This window comes from Stenotrophomonas maltophilia, assembly GCF_047782825.1.
Classification (GTDB): Bacteria; Pseudomonadota; Gammaproteobacteria; order Xanthomonadales; family Xanthomonadaceae; genus Stenotrophomonas.
Genome location: NZ_CP180589.1, coordinates 1,528,717 through 1,545,432 on the forward strand (window position 1 = coordinate 1,528,717; position 16,716 = coordinate 1,545,432).

At 67.6% G+C, this 16,716-nt stretch carries 19 protein-coding genes, 4 tRNA genes, 2 pseudogenes and 1 riboswitch; of the genes and pseudogenes, 9 read left to right on the top strand and 16 right to left on the bottom strand.

Annotation, left to right across the window (positions count from 1 at the left end; translation table 11 throughout):
* The first annotated feature begins 11 nt into the window (after nucleotides 1-11).
* Together ACM2ZB_RS07045 and ACM2ZB_RS07050 are read left to right on the top strand one after the other, a co-directional pair.
* On the top strand, nucleotides 12-299 hold the full coding sequence (locus ACM2ZB_RS07045) for a hypothetical protein (RefSeq protein ID WP_313441871.1): 288 nt from the start codon (nucleotides 12-14) through the stop codon (nucleotides 297-299).
* Nucleotides 296-667, top strand: a pseudogene (locus tag ACM2ZB_RS07050) (4Fe-4S binding protein); the annotation flags it as partial. The gene ACM2ZB_RS07045 and the pseudogene ACM2ZB_RS07050, both read left to right, overlap by 4 nt.
* A 414-nt stretch (nucleotides 668-1,081) precedes the next feature.
* Here the strand turns inward: ACM2ZB_RS07050 and ACM2ZB_RS07055 are convergent.
* Nucleotides 1,082-1,291: a hypothetical protein gene (locus ACM2ZB_RS07055; RefSeq protein WP_313441867.1), complete on the bottom strand. Its 210-nt coding sequence runs from the start codon at nucleotides 1,289-1,291 to the stop codon at nucleotides 1,082-1,084.
* Between the two features lie 78 nt (nucleotides 1,292-1,369).
* Here ACM2ZB_RS07055 and ACM2ZB_RS07060 point away from each other — a divergent pair, with 78 nt between their 5' ends.
* Nucleotides 1,370-1,810, top strand: a complete 441-nt coding sequence (locus tag ACM2ZB_RS07060) for a helix-turn-helix domain-containing protein (RefSeq protein WP_416057962.1) — start codon at nucleotides 1,370-1,372, stop codon at nucleotides 1,808-1,810.
* A 38-nt stretch (nucleotides 1,811-1,848) separates the two neighbouring features.
* A riboswitch (Fluoride riboswitch) is annotated at nucleotides 1,849-1,912 on the top strand.
* An 81-nt stretch (nucleotides 1,913-1,993) separates the two neighbouring features.
* Nucleotides 1,994-2,386, top strand: a complete 393-nt coding sequence (crcB, locus tag ACM2ZB_RS07065) for a fluoride efflux transporter CrcB (RefSeq protein WP_416057963.1) — start codon at nucleotides 1,994-1,996, stop codon at nucleotides 2,384-2,386.
* Between the two features lie 3 nt (nucleotides 2,387-2,389).
* On the opposite strand, the gene ACM2ZB_RS07070 is transcribed toward crcB, so the two are convergent.
* On the bottom strand, nucleotides 2,390-3,220 hold the full coding sequence (locus tag ACM2ZB_RS07070; protein WP_416057964.1) for a cupin domain-containing protein: 831 nt from the start codon (nucleotides 3,218-3,220) through the stop codon (nucleotides 2,390-2,392).
* A 170-nt stretch (nucleotides 3,221-3,390) separates the two neighbouring features.
* Here ACM2ZB_RS07070 and ACM2ZB_RS07075 point away from each other — a divergent pair.
* The 3 genes and pseudogenes from ACM2ZB_RS07075 to ACM2ZB_RS07085 all read left to right on the top strand — a co-directional run.
* Nucleotides 3,391-3,756 (top strand): annotated as a pseudogene (locus ACM2ZB_RS07075) (DUF6265 family protein); the annotation flags it as partial.
* Between the two features lie 51 nt (nucleotides 3,757-3,807).
* Nucleotides 3,808-4,857, top strand: coding sequence for an alpha/beta hydrolase family protein (locus ACM2ZB_RS07080; protein WP_416058521.1), 1,050 nt, complete (start codon nucleotides 3,808-3,810; stop codon nucleotides 4,855-4,857).
* An 86-nt stretch (nucleotides 4,858-4,943) separates the two neighbouring features.
* Entirely contained in the window at nucleotides 4,944-5,708 is a 765-nt protein-coding gene (locus ACM2ZB_RS07085) for a thioesterase family protein (RefSeq protein ID WP_416057965.1), read from the top strand.
* Between the two features lie 15 nt (nucleotides 5,709-5,723).
* Here the strand turns inward: ACM2ZB_RS07085 and ACM2ZB_RS07090 are convergent, their stop codons facing one another.
* Nucleotides 5,724-5,993, bottom strand: coding sequence for a hypothetical protein (locus tag ACM2ZB_RS07090; RefSeq protein ID WP_313441858.1), 270 nt, complete (start codon nucleotides 5,991-5,993; stop codon nucleotides 5,724-5,726).
* 124 nt (nucleotides 5,994-6,117) lie between these two features.
* Entirely contained in the window at nucleotides 6,118-6,816 is a 699-nt protein-coding gene (locus tag ACM2ZB_RS07095; protein WP_416057966.1) for an ArsR/SmtB family transcription factor, read from the bottom strand.
* A 105-nt stretch (nucleotides 6,817-6,921) separates the two neighbouring features.
* On the opposite strand from ACM2ZB_RS07095, the gene ACM2ZB_RS07100 reads away from it, so the two are divergent.
* Nucleotides 6,922-7,563: a flavin reductase family protein gene (locus ACM2ZB_RS07100; protein WP_416057967.1), complete on the top strand. Its 642-nt coding sequence runs from the start codon at nucleotides 6,922-6,924 to the stop codon at nucleotides 7,561-7,563.
* Between the two features lie 21 nt (nucleotides 7,564-7,584).
* Here ACM2ZB_RS07100 and ACM2ZB_RS07105 read toward each other — a convergent pair whose 3' ends face one another.
* The 6 genes from ACM2ZB_RS07105 to ACM2ZB_RS07130 form a co-directional block, all read right to left on the bottom strand.
* Nucleotides 7,585-8,133, bottom strand: coding sequence for a DUF4124 domain-containing protein (locus ACM2ZB_RS07105; protein ID WP_416057968.1), 549 nt, complete (start codon nucleotides 8,131-8,133; stop codon nucleotides 7,585-7,587).
* A gap of 45 nt (nucleotides 8,134-8,178) precedes the next feature.
* The gene (locus ACM2ZB_RS07110; RefSeq protein WP_416057969.1) at nucleotides 8,179-9,120 is read right to left on the bottom strand and encodes an ADP-ribosylglycohydrolase family protein; all 942 of its coding nucleotides are present in this window, start codon (nucleotides 9,118-9,120) and stop codon (nucleotides 8,179-8,181) included.
* Between the two features lie 25 nt (nucleotides 9,121-9,145).
* The gene (locus tag ACM2ZB_RS07115) at nucleotides 9,146-9,772 is read right to left on the bottom strand and encodes a DUF998 domain-containing protein (protein ID WP_416057970.1); all 627 of its coding nucleotides are present in this window, start codon (nucleotides 9,770-9,772) and stop codon (nucleotides 9,146-9,148) included.
* Between the two features lie 65 nt (nucleotides 9,773-9,837).
* A tRNA-Cys gene (locus ACM2ZB_RS07120) sits at nucleotides 9,838-9,911 on the bottom strand.
* Between the two features lie 66 nt (nucleotides 9,912-9,977).
* Nucleotides 9,978-10,053, bottom strand: a tRNA-Gly gene (locus ACM2ZB_RS07125).
* A 142-nt stretch (nucleotides 10,054-10,195) separates the two neighbouring features.
* Nucleotides 10,196-10,271, bottom strand: a tRNA-Gly gene (locus ACM2ZB_RS07130).
* Between the two features lie 216 nt (nucleotides 10,272-10,487).
* Between ACM2ZB_RS07130 and ACM2ZB_RS07135 the strand changes: the two genes are divergently transcribed.
* Complete coding sequence (locus ACM2ZB_RS07135; RefSeq protein WP_416057971.1) at nucleotides 10,488-10,916, top strand: hypothetical protein; 429 nt, start codon at nucleotides 10,488-10,490, stop codon at nucleotides 10,914-10,916.
* Here the strand turns inward: ACM2ZB_RS07135 and ACM2ZB_RS07140 are convergent, their stop codons facing one another.
* From ACM2ZB_RS07140 to ACM2ZB_RS07165, 6 genes are all read right to left on the bottom strand, one after another.
* Entirely contained in the window at nucleotides 10,917-11,831 is a 915-nt protein-coding gene (locus ACM2ZB_RS07140) for an HlyD family secretion protein (protein ID WP_416057972.1), read from the bottom strand.
* Nucleotides 11,828-12,553: an ABC transporter ATP-binding protein gene (locus tag ACM2ZB_RS07145; protein ID WP_416057973.1), complete on the bottom strand. Its 726-nt coding sequence runs from the start codon at nucleotides 12,551-12,553 to the stop codon at nucleotides 11,828-11,830. Before ACM2ZB_RS07145 ends, ACM2ZB_RS07140 begins: the two co-directional genes overlap by 4 nt.
* Nucleotides 12,554-12,563: 10 nt before the next feature.
* A complete protein-coding gene (locus ACM2ZB_RS07150; protein ID WP_416057974.1) occupies nucleotides 12,564-13,703 on the bottom strand; it encodes an ABC transporter permease in 1,140 nt (379 codons plus the stop codon).
* The gene (locus tag ACM2ZB_RS07155) at nucleotides 13,700-15,163 is read right to left on the bottom strand and encodes an efflux transporter outer membrane subunit (RefSeq protein WP_416057975.1); all 1,464 of its coding nucleotides are present in this window, start codon (nucleotides 15,161-15,163) and stop codon (nucleotides 13,700-13,702) included. The genes ACM2ZB_RS07150 and ACM2ZB_RS07155 overlap by 4 nt, the downstream gene beginning before the upstream one ends.
* 198 nt (nucleotides 15,164-15,361) lie before the next feature.
* A tRNA-Gly gene (locus ACM2ZB_RS07160) sits at nucleotides 15,362-15,437 on the bottom strand.
* 105 nt (nucleotides 15,438-15,542) lie between these two features.
* Nucleotides 15,543-16,649: an NAD(P)/FAD-dependent oxidoreductase gene (locus ACM2ZB_RS07165; RefSeq protein WP_416057976.1), complete on the bottom strand. Its 1,107-nt coding sequence runs from the start codon at nucleotides 16,647-16,649 to the stop codon at nucleotides 15,543-15,545.
* Nucleotides 16,650-16,716 lie beyond the last annotated feature (67 nt).

Sequence of the window (16,716 nt, forward strand, 5' to 3'; positions counted from 1 at the left end):
TCCGGAACCGCATGAACACACCGTCTTCCGGCCGCCGCCAGCGGCTGATCCAGCAATGGGGCGCGATCCTGTGGCCCAGCTTCGTCGCCGCCGGCCTGGCCAGCGTGGTCTTCTTCGCCTTCGTCGACCCGCTGCGGCTGCAGGCGATCAGCTTCCCCGGCAGCACGATCAGCCGCGAGCTGGGTTACACCGCGGGCTTCTTCATGTTCTGGGCGGTCACCGCGCTGTCCAGTGCGGTGACCTGGTACCTGCAGCGGCCGATGAGCGACGGCGACGACGACGAGCTGCCGCTGGGATGAGTACTGCCACGCCCCCCCTGCCCCGCCCGTGGCGCTGGCGCGGCGCGCTCACGGCAGCCTTGCTGCTGTCGTTCTACGCCTCGCCGTGGCTGCGCTGGGACGGTCGCCAGGCGTTGCTGTTCGATCTGCGCGCCCGCCGCTTCGACCTGTTCGGCTGGACACTGTGGCCCGACGACGTGGGCGTGCTGCTAAGCCTGCTGGCGGTGCTGGGCGTGGCACTGGCCCTGCTGACCCACCTGGCCGGCCGGGTCTGGTGCGGCCATGCCTGCCCGCAGACGTTGTGGACCCGCGCCTTCGACGGCATCGCGCGGGCGCTGGCGCACGCCCTCCCCGCGCGCGCCGCTGCGGTGACCACCCAGCTCAGCTGGCTTCCGTGTTTGTGATAGCTGGCTTCCAGTTCGCGGCGTACCCGTTCAGCCAAGCCATGCATGCCGTATTCCATACGACCTCCGTTGGACTTGTCCTGCATCGTTGACGGTCGACCGATTCACTTGCGTGCTACTGAAAGACTCCCGGCCTTCACGGCCGGTTGATGCCAATTACTCACAGTTTTCACGACAGGTCAATTACAGCGTGCGACTTTTGTGATTGAAATTATTAATCGTTCATGATCCTGGCCCGGATGCGTCGGCCGTCCCGGCCGAGCCGATGCCGACACCCCTGCCGTAGATCACGGCGCACGGCGCGCGAACCGGTTCTGTTTCAATTGAAATCGACTATCGCGATAAGCGCACTTAACAAAATCCAGTAAGAGCGCTGAGTGCGACAAATACTGTCGTCAATCAGATGGTTTCTTCCGGAAAATCCTTATCCACCGGAAACAGACGTGGATAGCGCTGCTGCAGCATGTAGCGCCGCAGTGGCGGGATCGGGATGCCGCGAGGCCATTGCGAGACAGCGGATCGGCTGATTCCGAAGAACTTTGCAAGCTCGGCGTCGGTCTGGAAGCCCAGCCGCGCGCGCACCTGACGCTTGCACCAGAATTCGTCCATTTTCGATCTCTTTCATCATCAGACTTATTCTTGCGGCAAGGATTCTTCTGAATCCACGCGTTAAGCTGGCTTGCATAGATGAATACTCTTGGACAACGACTCGCCGCCGCCATGAAGGAAGCCGGGCACCCACGCCCAGCCGATCTGGCCCGCGCCGCCGACAGCACCACCGCCACCGTCAGCAACTGGCTCAACGACAACGTCAAAGCCAAGCACGTGAAAGCAGAGCAGCTGTTCCGGATCGCCGACGCGGTGAAGATGGACGCGCGTGAACTGCTGTTCGGCCCGGTGGACGGCGCCGTGGGCGAGCGTGCGGCAACGTACATGTACATGCCCAGCGAGGCGTACCTGGATGTCTGGGAAACGGCCTACGAACTGGTCGCCAACATCCTCGACCGGCGCGGTCTGGATGTCGGCTTCCGCCGCCAGGCATCGCTGGGGCTGATGGCCAACGATCTGCTGCGCGAAGGCATCAGCCGCAGCAAGGTCGCACGCGTGGTCGCTACCGCCCTGCCCTGACCAGTCCTGCCCATCGCCCCCCTTGCGCTGGTAGCATGGGCCGCGATGGGGATGGGGCTCCCCCGATAACCGCCTGAGATGGCTGATGGCTCCTGCTATGACGAACCCGGTGTTCGTCGATGGCAGGCCGTGCCCGCCATCGCGTACGCCGTCGATCCTGCGAACCAGCACTCGAGGCAAGCGATGCAAGCGTTGAACAACTATCTCCTGGTCTTCATCGGTGGCGGTGCCGGTGCCTGCCTGCGCCATGCCTGCAACCTGGCGGGTGCGCGCGTAGCGGTAGGCAGCCAGTGGCCCTGGTCCACCTTCCTGATCAACATCAGTGGCGCCCTGCTGATGGGCGTGGTGGTGGAAGCCTTCGCCCTGCGCAATGGCGCCTCGCCGCAGCTGCGCCTGCTGCTGACCACCGGCATCCTCGGCGGCTACACCACCTTTTCCACGTACTCGCTGGAGATCGGCCTGCTGCTGCAGCGCGGCCAGCACGGGCTGGCGGCGTTGTATGCCGGCGGCTCGGTGGCGCTGGGCCTGGCCGGCCTGTTCGGCGGCATGAAGCTGGCCCGCCTGGCCATGGGCTGATGCTCAGGCGGCGGCGCGGTCACGCTCGCGCCACTGCCGCGGCGAATGCCCGGTGTGCGCCTTGAACGCACGCGACAACGCCGCTTCGCTGCCATAGCCCACTTCGTCGGCAATCCGCTTCAGCGGGCGGCCCTGGCGCAGCGCCTGCTGGGCCAGGCTGACCCGCCAGCCCTGCAGGTACTGCCCGGGCGTGGTGCCCATCGCCTCGCGGAAGCTGGCAGCGAACACGCTTCGCGACATGCCCGCCACGTCGGCCAGGTCTGCCAGTGTCCACGCCTGCGCCGGCGTTTCATGCATGGCCACCAGGGCCAAGCGCAGGCGCGGATGGCCAAGCCCGGCAAACAGGCCGCCGCGCATCTGGCCGCCTTCCATCAACTGCCGCAGCACCTGGATCATCACTACCTCGAACAGGCGGTTGACCATCACAGTGCGGCCGCAGCGCTGTTCGAACGCCTCTTCGAACAGCAGGTCCAGAGCAGCACTGCCGCCGTACAGATCGGCCAGCGGCAGGCAGATGAAATCCGGCAGCGCCGCGCTGATGGGATTGAGCCGGCCGCCCTCGAAATGCAGGTTGGCGCAGGCCATGTCGGCACCGTGTTGCGGATCGGTGCTGAAGCGATGCGGCATCGGCCGCGGGTACAGCAGCAGGCTGGGCACGTCCACCTGCACGGTCTGCTGGCCATGGCTGACCTGCACGGGGCCGCGCCGCACCAGGTGCAGTTGACCGGCGTCGTCTTCGCCCGGGAGGCTGTTGATGCCGCACAGCGCACCGGCGTGGAAGACCGAGGCATTGACCGCGAAGCGCTCAAGCAGAATGGCAAGACGATCGACCATGGCAGGACTCCAGATCAAGCAGAGGGGGACTCAGGCGATCCATCGTATCGAATCCTGGGCCGCGCCGGGCGGCACTGGCCGCGCCATCGATGCAGCGCTATACAGGCCGCACATCCCCGCGCATGGAGGCCACGATGGCAATCCGCATGGCCCTGGCAGTGCTTCCCCTGATGCTCGCCGCATCCCACGCGACCGCCGCCGGCCCGTCCAGCATCGAACAGCTGGCCTGGCTGTCCGGGTGCTGGCAACAGGATGGCCAGCCTGCCGGTGCCGGTGAACAATGGTCGACGCTGGCTGGCGGCACCCTGTTCGGCAGCAGCCGCAGCCTGCGCGATGGCCGCACGGTGGGCTTCGAGTTCATGTCGCTGCGCCAGGACGACGATGGCCGCCTGCTGTTCACCGCCTTGCCCAACGGCCGCGATGCCACCGACTTCATCGCCACCCGCGTGGACGACGAAGGCGCAGTGTTCGAGAACCCGGCCAACGACTTCCCACAGCGCATCCATTACCGCCGCCTGGACGACCAGCGCCTGCACGCACGCATTGAAGGGGCACGGGACAACCCGACGCAGGCGATGGACTTTCCGATGCACCGCGTGGCCTGCGGCGGTCCGGCAACGTCGGCACCCTCGGCACCGCCGCGCTCGCTCAATGGTGAGCTGCAGGGTGCGCCGTGGCGGCTGGACGTGCCCGGGCAGTGGAATGGCGAACTGGTGATGCTGGCCCACGGCTACGAGCCGGTGGGCGTGCCGCGCGCATCGCCGATGGCGGCCGCCGACAGCACCCAGGCCCTGCTCGATGCCGGCTATGCAGTGGCCCAGAGCGCTTATTCCAGCCAGGGCTGGGCGGTGGCCGATGCAGTGACCGACATGGAACGGCTGCGCCAGCACGCGACCACCGAACTGAAACAGGTACGCCGCACCTGGATGCTCGGTTTCTCGATGGGCGGTGCGGTCACCGTGGCCAGCCTGGAGCAGCACCCGCAGCACTACAGCGGCGGCGTGTCCCTGTGCGGCGCCAACCTGCCGGGCGAAACGCTGGCCAACGATCTGCTGACCACCCTGGTCGCCTTCGATTACTTCTTCCCCAAGGCCGAGGGATTACCGGCCGATGGCCTGCTCTCACCCGAGGCCGGCGCGCTGCCGCAGATGGCGCTCTACCAGGGCATTGCCGCGGCACTGGCAACCGATCCGGAGGCGGCTGCACAGCTGGCCGCGCGCCTGCAGGTGGCACCGGATGCATTGGCCGGCGCGATCAGTCTGCACGCAATGATCCTGCACGAACTGGCCACGCGTGCCGGCGGCCTGCCGGTGGGCAACGTCGGCAAGCTGTACAGCGGCTTCGGCAACGATGCGGCGTTCAATGTCGGCGTGCGGCGGGTAAAGGCCACGCCTGCGGCGCAGGAATACGTGCGCACGAAGCTGGCCCTGACCGGCGCGCTGCGGCGCCCCCTGGTGGTGCAGTACAACCAGGATGACCCCAGCATCGTGCCGCACATGCAGACGGTCTACCCGCAGCTGGTTGCGCGCGCCAAGGCCACCGCGCAGCTGCGCACGCTGCCACCGGCAGGCGAGGGCCATTGCGGCTTCACGCCCGCGCAGGTGGTGGATGCAGTGAAAGCCGCCGCACCGCAGTGAATGCCGCGCGCAGGCGTGAGCGATAGGATGGGCGGGCAAGGCGTATCACCCGCGCCCTGCGCTTCCGTCCACTGTCCTGCGAAACGATGGCCTTCTTCGAACGTCTGAGCGAAACCCGTTACCTGCCAACCGCGCACACCAGCGGCGCCTGGAACACCCACGAACAGCACATCGCACCGGCCATCGGCCTGCTGGCCCACCACCTGGAGCGCGATGCCGCCGCACGTGGCCACGGCTTCCTGATCGGCCGACTGTCCTACGACATCCTCGGCACCATTCCCATCGAAGCGATGGACGCGCAGGTGCAGGTGCTGCGCAGCGGGCGCACCATCGAACTGGTGGAGGCCAGCCTGTCGCACCAAGGGCGCGCGGCGCTGCGGGTACGTGCGTGGCTGCTGCGCCCCAGCGACACCGCTGCGGTTGCCGGGACACCAGTAGCGCGCATCGCCAGCGCCGAAAGCATGCCCGAATGGGACCCGGCCAGCGTGTGGCCCGGTGGTTTCATCCAGAACGTGCAGGTGCGGCGGCTGGACCACGGCCCCGGCCGCGCGACCTACTGGGCACGCGCGAAACAGCCGCTGCTGGATGGCGAGCCCATCAGCCCGCTGGCACGCGCGGCCACCCTGTTCGACCTGTCCAACGGCATGGCCGTGCGCGCCGACCCGAAGGACATCGCCTTCCCCAACCTGGACCTGACCGTGCACCTGTTCGGCACGCCGCAGGGCGAGTGGCTGGGCTTCGATACGTCGGTGTCGTTCGGTGTGCAGGGCATCGGCCTGACCAGCACCGTGCTGCATGACGAGCAGGGGCCGATCGGCAGCATCGGCCAGGTGTTGACCGTGCGCCCGTGACAGCACCGGGTGGCGTCAGCCGCCCAGCGTGCCCATGGTGAAGGTGTAGCCGGAGCGCATGAGGAAATCGCGCATGCGCAGCTCGGCGCGGCGCGGTGAGGGCAGATCGGCGGGGCCGTACAGCGCGTACACCACGCCGGACCCTTCCACGCGTTCGCGGCGTACGCCGCAATGCCGCGTTTCGGCAGCAATCACCCAACCATCCTTCAACTGATCCGGCCCGATCGACTGTCCGTTCTTGAGCCGGAACGTCAGCCAGCGCACATCCGCGGAGGATCTGCTCATCGCTGGCCTGCCGCGTACTGCGTGCGGTCGTGCATGTCCCTGCCTGCCATTGCTGCTCCCGAAGACCTGAGCCTCGACCATACCCCCTTGCCATGTCGTGGCGGTTTGAGATTGATGACACCCTTCAGGCCCGGATGCCGAACAGGCTGCGGAAGGCCTGTTGCCCCGGCGGCGTGATGCGCAGTTCGCGCCGCCCGTCCACGCGGCGCAACCAATGGTTGTGCAGGAAACTGTCCAGCATCGCCTCGCCGACCACCCCCGCCAGATGCGGCCGGCGTTCGGTGCAGTCCAGGCAGCCGCGGCAATAGCGTTCCGGGCGCAGGGTGTGGGCCTGCCGCAGCGCCTCATCCAACGGTGCGCCCAGGCTGCGCAGGAACGCCGCGCCGGAATCGGTCACCTGCCAATGCGCTGCCGCCGGCTGCAGATGGCCGGCCGCCAGCAGATGATCGGTGATCGCAACGGCATGCACGCCGGCCATGTGCCGGTAGCAGGAGCGCGCGCGGCGCAGGTCACTCAGTGCGGCCGTGCGCAGGGTTGGCGCGGCGCGGGAGCTGAAACGCAGGATGCCTTCCAGCATCTCCGCGACCTCCCCCGTCGCCAGCTGGTGGTAGCGATGGCGCCCCTGCGACACCACGGACAGGACGCCACCTTCCACCAGCCGCCGCAGATGCGTGCTGGCCGTCTGCGGCATGACGCCGGCCACCCGCGCCAGTTCCGATGCGGTGTAGGCGCGGCCATCCATCAGCGCCAGCAGCATGGCTGCCCGCGCGGGGTCGCCGACCAAGGTACCGACCGCAACGAATGAACCGGAGGACTGGACCATGCCTGCATTCTGGCACGTGGCCCGACCATCATCCTTCGGCCTGGACCGAAGCATCGGCGCGCCCGGCAAGGGCACAGTGGCGGCCCCGCAAGCGCTGGACCCGACATGCAGACGAATACGCCCGAACGACGCCGCATCACCCCATCGGTGCTTTACCCCGGGACACCGGTGGTGCTGATGACCACCCTGAACGATGACGGCAGCACCAACATCAGCCCGCTGTCGTCGTTCTGGGCACTGGACGACCGTGTGGTGCTGGGCATTGGCACGCAGGGCCAGGGCTGCCACAACCTGCTGGCCCGCCGCGAGTGCGTGCTGAATTTTCCGGGCAGCCACCAGGCCGCACAGGTCGAGGCCATCGCCCGCGCCACCGGCCGCACGCCGGTGCCGGACGCGAAGCAGGCCATGGGCTACGTGCACGTTGGCGACAAATTCGCCCTGGGCGGCTTCACTGCCATCGCATCGCGGCACGTCGGGCCGGCCACCATCGCAGAATGCCCGCTGCAGGTGGAAGTCACGCTGCTGGCGACGCACCGCCCCAGTGATGCCGGCGATGCGCACTTCGTGATTGCCGAAGGCGAAGTGCGGTGCGTGCATGCACACGACGCCATCACCATTGCAGGCACCCAGCACATCGACGTGCAGCGCTGGCAGCCGCTGATCTATCTGTTCCGCCACTATCTGGCTGTCAGCGCACCGCTGGCGCGCAACTTCCGCGCGGAGACACCCACCTCCGCCGCAACGTGACAGGGCCTGCGCCCGGCCCCGTCAGTAGGACGTGGACGGCGTCGCCGTGGAGTACTTGTCCTGCACCTGGCTTTCGCGGTCACGGCGGTTGGCCGAACAGCGCTCGCGTGCGGAGGACATCTGGCTGTCGGCGGCGATGCGTTCGGCGCTGAGCGATTGCTGCAGGCTGGAAATCTGCGCACGGATGCCGGCCTCGGCCGTGGCGCCGGCCAGATTGCTGTTGCCGGAGGACAGCCGGCGGTCCAGTTCGGCCACCTGCAGGTCGACCACCTGGGTGCGCGCTTCCAGCGGGCCGTAGATGCGCGACTGTTCGCTCTGCAGGCAGTTGCGCTCGGCAATGCCGGCATCGTTCATTTCAGCCGTGCGGTACACCGCCGAACGATTGGCTGCTTCGCCCGCGGTCTGCGAGGCCGCGCGGGTGGAGCGCAGCTTCATCGGCTTGGTGCCACCACCACAGGGGTCCTGCGAGTAGACGGTTTCGCCGGACGCGCCCTTGCACTTGAAGACCTGCGCGGAGGCGACCGGCGCCAGCAGCAGCAGGACCAGACCGATACCCAGGTTCGCTTTCATGCCAGACCTCCTGTCCAAGGGCACCACGGCCCGCTGGCGGCTACGCTACGACTGATTGCCGGCGCCGGCAAATGCCTGCACACCCTGCGTCGTGGGGTTCCGTTCATGCAATGCGTCGGCCAGTGCCTGGATCTGCCCACGCATGGCCAGCACCTGCAGCCAGTGTGCCGGGATGCCCCGCGCACCGTGGAAGGCACCTGCCAGCTGCCCCACCACCGCTGCGGTGGTATCGGCATCGTCACCCAGGTTGGCCGCTTCCAGCACGGCGCCCTCGAAGCTGTCGTGCTGGTGGAAGCACCAGAAGGCCGCTTCCAGGCTGTCCACCACATAGCCGCTGCCACGGATCTGCTCACGACCCGCCTGCTGGTAGCCGCCCGCCGCGATCTGCTGCAGGCGCTCGCCGTGCACCGGGATATCACGAAGATCCAGCACCGCCTGCCGGGGCTGCCCGGCCAGCGCGCGTTCGGTGGCCGCTGCCAGCAGACGGCAGGCATCCAGGCATTCGCGGGCGGCATGGGTGGTGCGCGAACTCTGCTCGGCCATTGCCGGCAGCTCCGCCGTGCCCGCATAGCGCAACACCACCGGTGCCAGGCGCATGATCGAGCCATTGCCTGCGCTGCGCGGATCGTCGTTGCCGGCCAGCGGCTGCCCGCTCAGCAGGAACTGGTCGATGGCCGCGCGCGTGGCCATGCCGATGTCGAAGCATTCACCGGTCGCGCTCCAGTAGCCGTGCCGGTACCAGTTGGCATAGCGGGTCATCTGGTCGCGCACGTCGAAGGCGTCGCAGCGCACCAGGCTTTCGGCCAGGCACATCGCCATCGAGGTGTCATCGGTCCACTGTCCCAGCTGCAGGTTGAAGGGGCCGCCCCCGACCATGTCGGCAAGCGGGGTGAAGCTGCCGCGGGGCTTGAATTCCACCGTAGTGCCGACGGCATCGCCGCAGGCCAGGCCGAGCAATGCGCCACGGAAATTGTCGATCAGGTTCATGCCTTGAGTGTAACCAGACACGGCATCAGCGGTTCGCGAACACCCGTCGCAGTTCAAGCGCCGCGAAGGTGTACCAGCCGAATGCGGGCAACAGCGCGATGCGCTGGGTCAGTCCGCGCCAGGGCTGCGGATCCAGGCCAGACAGCATCAACCATAGATAGAGCATCCCCAGCAGCGAGGTCACGCGCGCCACCCAGGCGATGCGTCTGGAGGCATCGGCGCCGAGTTCCACCAGGAACAGCAGCGGCGTGAGGATGGAAAAGATACCGATGGAATACATGCCGTGCAGCGGGCTGCCCGTGGTGAACACCCCGTTGCTGAGCATGGCCACACCGAACAGAACCGAGGTGAGCGCGGTGAGTGCGAAGCGACGGGCCCAGCCCAGCAGGGCGAGACTGAAGATGATGATGGCCACGCCATTGACCGCGATGCAGGCCGTCAACGTGCTTGCCGGCAGGCCCGGCATCAGGCCCAGTTCGCTGAGATGCTGGGACAGCGAGCTGTAACCAGGCACGGTGAAGCCGAACGCGATCACGGCGAACATCGCGCCGATCGGGAGGTAGATCGCCTGCCGGATTGCCACTGTGCGCACTGCAACATCCTTCGTTGAGCCAGATGGCGGACGGTAGCAGCCGGCCCGCAGCGAGCGCATATGCGGTTTGGCAGGGGGAAGATCAGGCAAAGAAAAAAGCCCTGACCGAAGTCAGGGCTTTCAATTGGAGGCCTCAAGCGGAATCGAACCGCTGTAAACGGATTTGCAATCCGGTGCATAGCCACTCTGCCATGAGGCCAACGTACTGCGGCCAGGAACGATGCCCCTGACATGACAAAACCCCGTGATGGGGCCTGTCGAAACATGGAGCGGGAAACGAGACTCGAACTCGCGACCTCAACCTTGGCAAGGTTGCGCTCTACCAACTGAGCTATTCCCGCATAAGCCGCCATGGTACCGGAAATCCGGAACGCACACCAGCGATTTCACCTTTCTGACTGCGCGCAAAGCCTTGTGGCCCAACGTGCCCCGCCTTGCCTGGGCGGGAGAAAAACAAGGCCCCTACCGGGGCCCTGTAGAATCTGGAGCGGGAAACGAGACTCGAACTCGCGACCTCAACCTTGGCAAGGTTGCGCTCTACCAACTGAGCTATTCCCGCAGATTCCGTTCGACCTGCGTCGAAGGAGCGCTATTGTGTCCAAATTCCTTCACGTCGTCAACAGTCTTCACACGCCCTGATCGGGGTCGCCCGCAGCCGGCGAATGTGGCGATACTGGCCGTCCCCTTCGCATTCACCGCATGGACGCCGATGCGCACGCCACACCCCAGGCACACACCCGCAGCGCCAAACCCCTTGCCCCGGCATGGGCGCGGCATGCGTCTGTTCTGGCTGCTGATGGCCGCAGTGTGGCTGCTGGTAATGGCTGCGTTGATTGACGCCGGAACGAAGCCCGACTACTGGATGCTGCGTCGACTCGAGCCTGGCGACATCCTGCCCTACCCCACAAGCACGGTCATGACCTTCGGGTTGTGGTGCACTGTGGAACTGGCAGTAGCCACCCTGATCGTGCGCCCTTGGCGATGGCGGCGGCTGTGGCTGCGCCTGCTGATCGCCTTCGCCGTGCTGCTGGCGTGGACGGTGCCCTGGGCCATGGGCGCGATGCATCAATCGCCGGTGTACGGCATGCACCTGCTGTGGCTGCTGTTGCTGGATGTGGTCTTGCTGCTGGCGTTGTGCGTGGCCTGCGTGATGACGCTCTGGCAGGCCTATGACCGCCGTGCATCGGCAACGGCGCCGCCGTAGTCACTTCCGGAACTCAACCCGCACCTGCTGGCCGAAGCGCGCCTTGGCCACGCCATCGAACTCCAGCACACACTCCACCACCTTGGCCACGCCGCGGCCGGCATCCTCGGGCAACCGTGCGTGCGCGAACACCGGGCTGATGCGCACCACGCGCGCAGGGGGCAGCGGCGCCCCCTCATCGGCACCGTCACTGTCGGCGACAACCACCGCCCGCATGCCCACCTGCACGGCGTCGGCGTAGGCGGCGCTCAGCTCGGCACGAACCTGCAATGGGCGCGCCGGCAGCAGCGAGATTGCGGGCTTGCCCGCCTGCACGAACGCGCCCACGCCCGGCACCTGACCGACCACGGTGCCGGCGTCCGGCGCGATCAAGGACATCTGCTGCAGTTTCAGGCGGGCGTGTTCCAGCTTGTGCTGGGCCATGTCGACCTGGGCGCTGGCCACATCGGTGTCGGCACGCAGCGCGGCGAGCTGCTGCCGCGCTGCATCGGCCTGCTGGGTGGGGGTTACACCTTCGCTGGCACCTGCACTCAGCCGGGTGGCATTGCGCTCCACCTCGCGCAGCTGCGCCTGGCTGCCTTTCAGGCGATCGGTGGCCAAGGCCAGATCGGCATCGGCCATCGCCACCTCCTGCGCCAGCAGCGCGCCGTCAAGTGACAGCAAGGTCTGCCCCTTCCTTACGGCGTCGCCTTCCTTTACCGGGGCCGCGGTGATGGCGCCATCCACCGGCGGCGCCAGCGCGATCAGCCCACCTTCCACATCGACAATGCCACGTGCGACGGCCACGTTGCCGGAACTGCGATCAGTCCCGGCCTTGGCAGCCACCGGCACCGGCGGATCCTTCGAGCACGCCCCCAGCAGCAGGGCGGCAGACAGGGCCAGGCCCAGGGAAACAGCGGGCGTGATGCGGATCATGGGCAGGACTCTACGGTTGCGTTCTGGCGGCGGTCGTCGCGGACCTGGCCGTCTTCCATGGCAATCACCCGATCGGCATGGCGGATCAGGCGGGGATCGTGGCTGACGCACAGCACGGTTGCGCCGTGGCTGCGGGCATAGCGGTGCAGGATGTCGATCACGCGCTGGCCGTTCTCTGCGTCCAGCGCGCTGGTGGGTTCGTCGGCGAAGATGAGCGTGGGCGACTTGGCGAAGGCGCGGGCCACGGCCACGCGCTGCTTCTCGCCACCGGACAGCTGGGCCGGGCGCATGTGCGCGCGATGGGCCAGGCCCACTTCTTCCAGCGCCTGCCGGGCCAGCAGTTCGCTGTCGCGGTTGCGCATGCCCCGATAGCCCAGCGGCAGCTGCACCTGTTCCAGCGCGGTCAAGGCCGGGAACAGGTTGAAGCCCTGGAAGACGAAGCCAACGTGATGCAGCCGGAAACGCTCGACGTCGCTGCGGCTCATGTGTCCCACATCCAGGCCCAGCGCGTGCACGCGCCCCGCGTCCGGTGCGGACAGGCCCGACAGCAGCGACAGCAGCGTGCTCTTGCCGCACCCTGAGGGGCCGGACACCAGCGTGAGTTCGCCCGGATGGATATCCAGGGTCAGCCCGCGTAGTACCGGTACGTGCACATCGCCGGACAGGAAGCCCTTTTCCAGCGCTTCAGCGCGAAGAGTCGGGGTGCGTGTGGGGTCTGTCATCAATCCGTCCTCAGCGCAGCAGCAACGATGGGTCCGAGCGCACCACGCTGCGCACGGCCATGATGCTGGACAGCATGGCCATCACCGCTACCAGTGCCACGCAGCCCAGGATCACCATCGGGGTCAGCTGCACCGGCACCCGCTGGCTCTGCGCGACCAGCAGCACCAAGCTGCTGAACGCCGCGGCCAGCAGCATGCCGGCGCCACCGATCAGCACCGCCTGTTCGAACACCACCCTTGCCAATGCATAGCGCCCGGCGCCGAGCGCGTTGAGCGTGGCATATTCGCGCACCGACCCGGCCACCACCGAAGCGAAGGACTGGTTGGTAATGACCGCGCCGACGAAGCAGACGATGACCGCCATGAACAGCACCGCGATACCCGCCCCGGTATCGAACAGCCAATACTGCTGGGAGCGGCTGGAGAACTGCGGCGCTGTCCAGAATTCCACCGGCGTGGCACGCCCCATGGACGCGGCAAGCCGGTCACGCACCTGCCCGGCCCGTTCCGGCGTGCGCAGGCCCGCCACGAAATAGGTGCTGCCTTCATGTGGATCGCTGCCGGCAATGGCGCGTGCGGTGTCCAGCGAGGCCAGCACGTTCACGCCGCCGAGCCCACGCAGGCCGGGTTGTGCCGCGACCACGCGCACCGCCTTGCCGTTGATCCACGCCCGGTTGTTGCGCAGGTCCACGCCCAGCGTATCCAGGTCGGCACTGTCGACGATCACCGCACCCGGCTCACGCAACTGCTCGCGCAGCTGCGGTGGCAGGATGCGCGCGAACATCATCGCGTCGGCGCGGGTGGAAATGCCGGACAGGTAGACCGATACGTTGCCGGTATCCGGTGCACTGGAACGCCATTCGCCATCGACCCATTCGTAGGGCTCGACGCGGGTCACCTCCGGATCCATGCGCAGATGGCTTTCCACATCCGCGCTGATCATGTGGCCGTAGTTGACGCTCTGGGTGCCGGGGAAGCCGGCCCAGAGATCGGCGCTTGACGCCTTCACATAGATCGCCGCCGTACCGAAGATGCCCAGCACCAGCGCGGCCTGCACGATCAGCAGCACGCCAGCGAAGCACATGGCCAGCACCACCGGCAGGAAGCGCCGCCATTCGTAGGCCAACGTCTTGCGCGCCAGCGCGATCATGGCGCGTCCTCTTCCGGCTCAACCGGCAGCGGCGCGCCACCCAGTGCGCGGTACAGCGATGCGAACGCCAGCACGCGGGCAGACTGCGCGGCGAGCAGGTCCGTCTGCGCCGACAGTGCCGTGCGCTGCACGTCCAGGCCATCAAACTCGCTGGACAGCCCCAACTGCACCTGCCGTGCCTGCCGCGTGACCGTTGCCTGCGCAGCCGCGTCGGCCACATGCAGCGACTGCACGCTGCTGTCCTGCCGGGCCAGGCTGGCCAGCGTGCCCTCCACTTCGCTTACGCCTTCCAGCACCGCCTTGCGGTAGCCAAGCAGGGCCGCGTCCAGTTGCTTGTCATCGGACTGATAGCGCGCGCGCCGCTGGCCCCAGTCGAACAGCGGGATATCGATGTACGGGCCGATGGACGGGCTGGAATCGGAATTTGAGCGTGCGTTCTGGGTGAGGTTGTAGGCGTAGAGCAGCGAGCCACCCAGGCTCAGCTTGGGGAACATCGCGGCGCGCGCATTGCCCTTGTCAGCGGCGGCCTGCAGCACATCGGCTTCGGCCAGCAGGATCTGCGGCCGGTGGCGCAGCAGGTCCGCAGGCACCTGCTGCAGCGCGAATGCGCCCAGCCGTGGCGGTGCGCGGTAGGCCTGCCATGCGGGATCGGGTGCGTCGCGGCCCAGCAGCAGCGCCAGCGCACGCGCGGCATTGCCTGCGTTCTCACGGGCCTGCGCCACGGCGGCATCGGTGGCGGCCTGGCGCGCGCGGAAGCGGTCTCGCTCGCCGGGCTCATCCAGGTGCAGGCGCTGGCGGACCTGCGCCAACTGCAGGCCACGCGCGTCCAACGCCTGCTGCTGCGCCAACAGATCGACCTGGGCCTGCGCGGTGGTCAGTTCCAGGTAGCTGCGCACTACATCGGCGATGACCGCCACCTGCGCGGCATCGCGCAGCGCCTGGGCGTGGCCGGACGTGGCCTGCGCCGCCAGCTGCGCACTCTGTGCAGCGCCGAACAGACCCAGATCCCACACGGCCTCGATACCGGCATGGAAATAGGTATCGCGCGCGGCGGCGTCCTGCACCTGCTTGGCGCTGGCCGACACTTCCGGCAGGAAGCGTGCGCCAGCGGTACCCGAAACGATGCGCACGGCCTGCAGGCGCGTGGTGGCCTGCTGCAGGTCCAGATTGCCGGCGATGGCCTGGTCAACCAGGGCATCCAGGCGCGGATCGGCCAGCACCTTCCACCACTGCCGGGCATCAACGGCCACGCCCTGCCCCGCCGGCGGCTGGGTCCAGGTGGCCGGGGTATGGTCGGGAAGGTCCGGCACCGGCACCGACAGGCAGCCGGTCAGCAGCAGGCTGACCAGCAGCGCACTGGGGCGCAGGACCACAGCACAGGAACGGATACGACTGGCCACCTGCCCGCCATCATGGATTGAGGTGCGACGGAGGCTACCCCTCGATTGTGGAGCGAACATGGAGAATGGGTCGGAAAAAGGTCACCGTGCCGGCGTCGATTCAGACAGTGAGGGCGCGGCCTTTCGCAGGCCTTTCGATGGCCGCGGCGCGCAGCTTTCCGTTCATGCGGGAGGGTGCGCGCAAGGGCGCGCCAGGGCCGGAACCGGCCAAGGGCACAAACGAAAAACGCCCCCGTGAGGGAGCGTTGTTCTTGAATCTGGAGCGGGAAACGAGACTCGAACTCGCGACCTCAACCTTGGCAAGGTTGCGCTCTACCAACTGAGCTATTCCCGCAGATTCCGTTCGACCTGCGTCGAAGGAGCGCTATTGTGTCGATATTGCTGCACGGCGTCAACTGAATTTTTCGGGCGCTCGGCGGCGCGTTGTTCAGCTTCCCGATCAGGCGTGCACCCCACGCCGGTGGAAGTAGATCTGCTCGGCCACGCGCCGCGTCGCGGCGGTACGCAGCAGCGCGTTGAGCGGCCAGTCCCGCTGCAGATGGTCCATCGCCCAGCGCAGCACGCGCTTGCGGCGGAAGCTGGGGGCCACCCGGCGGGCCACCTGCTCGGCCGCTGGCCCCTTGCCGCGCAGGTGCAGGCCGATGGCATCGCCTACCGCCCAGCCATGCCGCCACGACGAATGGATGCCGCCGGCCGACAGCGGCGAGACGATGCCGGCCGCATCGCCGGTCAGGATCAGCCGGTGGCCGGTGATCGGGCCATCCGGCAGGCCGCAGGGCACCAGCCCCGCGCGAGTGCCGCTGGGGCTGATGTCCGCCGCAATGCCCAGCACCCCGCACACATGTTCGATGAAGCCCTCCATATCCGGTGCGCAGGCACGCGCAGGATCGTGGCGCAGGGCCAGCCCCAGCTGCACGCCGGTGGGATTCTGTGCCGCCCAGCCGATGTAGCCCGGCGCGAAGTGGCGGCTGACGAAGCAATGCAGGGCATCGCCTTCGCTCAGGTGCAGGCCGTCGAACTCGCGCTCGACGCCGTACAGCATGTCGCGCACCTGCCCCAGCCCGGTGCGCTGGGCCACGCGTGAGCGCGCACCGTCGGCACCGACCAGGTAGGCGCAGCGCCCTGCCCCCTCCACCTGCCAGCCATCCCCCTCGCGCACGGCGTGGCTGAAGGACTGCTGCAGGCGCAGGTCCACGCCACTGGCGCGCAGCTCAGCAGCCAACCAGCGCATCAGGTTGGGGGTATCGGTGGTGAGGAAGTAGTAGCCCGGGGCCGCCAGCCGCACGCTGCGCAGGTTGGGTGAGTACAGGCGCACGCGCTCCACACGCTGCTGCAGGTGTTCGGGCATGTGGCACAACCAGGTCTGCTCGATGGCCTCCTTCACCACGATGCCCGTAGTGTGCAGGCGCTCGCCGGGGTCGGACTTGCGCTCCAGCACGCAGACGCGCAGGCCGTACTGTGCGGCGGCCAATGCGCAGGCGGCACCGGCGAAGCTGGCACCGACGATGACGACGTCGTGGTCGTAGCCGGATGTGGGGTGAGGCATGGCGGCATCGCCTGCGGAAAACGAGGGATGCAGCTTCGCCAGCGCCGATGGTGGGGCGATGGGGTGT

Coding starts and splice junctions, on each gene's coding strand:
- ACM2ZB_RS07045 (WP_313441871.1), top strand. CDS start 12: ATGAACACACCGTCTTCCGGCCGCCGCCAGCGGCTGATCCAGCAATGG.
- ACM2ZB_RS07055 (WP_313441867.1), bottom strand. CDS start 1,291: ATGGACGAATTCTGGTGCAAGCGTCAGGTGCGCGCGCGGCTGGGCTTC.
- ACM2ZB_RS07060 (WP_416057962.1), top strand. CDS start 1,370: ATGAATACTCTTGGACAACGACTCGCCGCCGCCATGAAGGAAGCCGGG.
- crcB (WP_416057963.1), top strand. CDS start 1,994: ATGCAAGCGTTGAACAACTATCTCCTGGTCTTCATCGGTGGCGGTGCC.
- ACM2ZB_RS07070 (WP_416057964.1), bottom strand. CDS start 3,220: ATGGTCGATCGTCTTGCCATTCTGCTTGAGCGCTTCGCGGTCAATGCC.
- ACM2ZB_RS07080 (WP_416058521.1), top strand. CDS start 3,808: ATGCACCGCGTGGCCTGCGGCGGTCCGGCAACGTCGGCACCCTCGGCA.
- ACM2ZB_RS07085 (WP_416057965.1), top strand. CDS start 4,944: ATGGCCTTCTTCGAACGTCTGAGCGAAACCCGTTACCTGCCAACCGCG.
- ACM2ZB_RS07090 (WP_313441858.1), bottom strand. CDS start 5,993: ATGAGCAGATCCTCCGCGGATGTGCGCTGGCTGACGTTCCGGCTCAAG.
- ACM2ZB_RS07095 (WP_416057966.1), bottom strand. CDS start 6,816: ATGGTCCAGTCCTCCGGTTCATTCGTTGCGGTCGGTACCTTGGTCGGC.
- ACM2ZB_RS07100 (WP_416057967.1), top strand. CDS start 6,922: ATGCAGACGAATACGCCCGAACGACGCCGCATCACCCCATCGGTGCTT.
- ACM2ZB_RS07105 (WP_416057968.1), bottom strand. CDS start 8,133: ATGAAAGCGAACCTGGGTATCGGTCTGGTCCTGCTGCTGCTGGCGCCG.
- ACM2ZB_RS07110 (WP_416057969.1), bottom strand. CDS start 9,120: ATGAACCTGATCGACAATTTCCGTGGCGCATTGCTCGGCCTGGCCTGC.
- ACM2ZB_RS07115 (WP_416057970.1), bottom strand. CDS start 9,772: ATGCGCTCGCTGCGGGCCGGCTGCTACCGTCCGCCATCTGGCTCAACG.
- ACM2ZB_RS07135 (WP_416057971.1), top strand. CDS start 10,488: ATGCGTCTGTTCTGGCTGCTGATGGCCGCAGTGTGGCTGCTGGTAATG.
- ACM2ZB_RS07140 (WP_416057972.1), bottom strand. CDS start 11,831: ATGATCCGCATCACGCCCGCTGTTTCCCTGGGCCTGGCCCTGTCTGCC.
- ACM2ZB_RS07145 (WP_416057973.1), bottom strand. CDS start 12,553: ATGACAGACCCCACACGCACCCCGACTCTTCGCGCTGAAGCGCTGGAA.
- ACM2ZB_RS07150 (WP_416057974.1), bottom strand. CDS start 13,703: ATGATCGCGCTGGCGCGCAAGACGTTGGCCTACGAATGGCGGCGCTTC.
- ACM2ZB_RS07155 (WP_416057975.1), bottom strand. CDS start 15,163: ATGTTCGCTCCACAATCGAGGGGTAGCCTCCGTCGCACCTCAATCCAT.
- ACM2ZB_RS07165 (WP_416057976.1), bottom strand. CDS start 16,649: ATGCCTCACCCCACATCCGGCTACGACCACGACGTCGTCATCGTCGGT.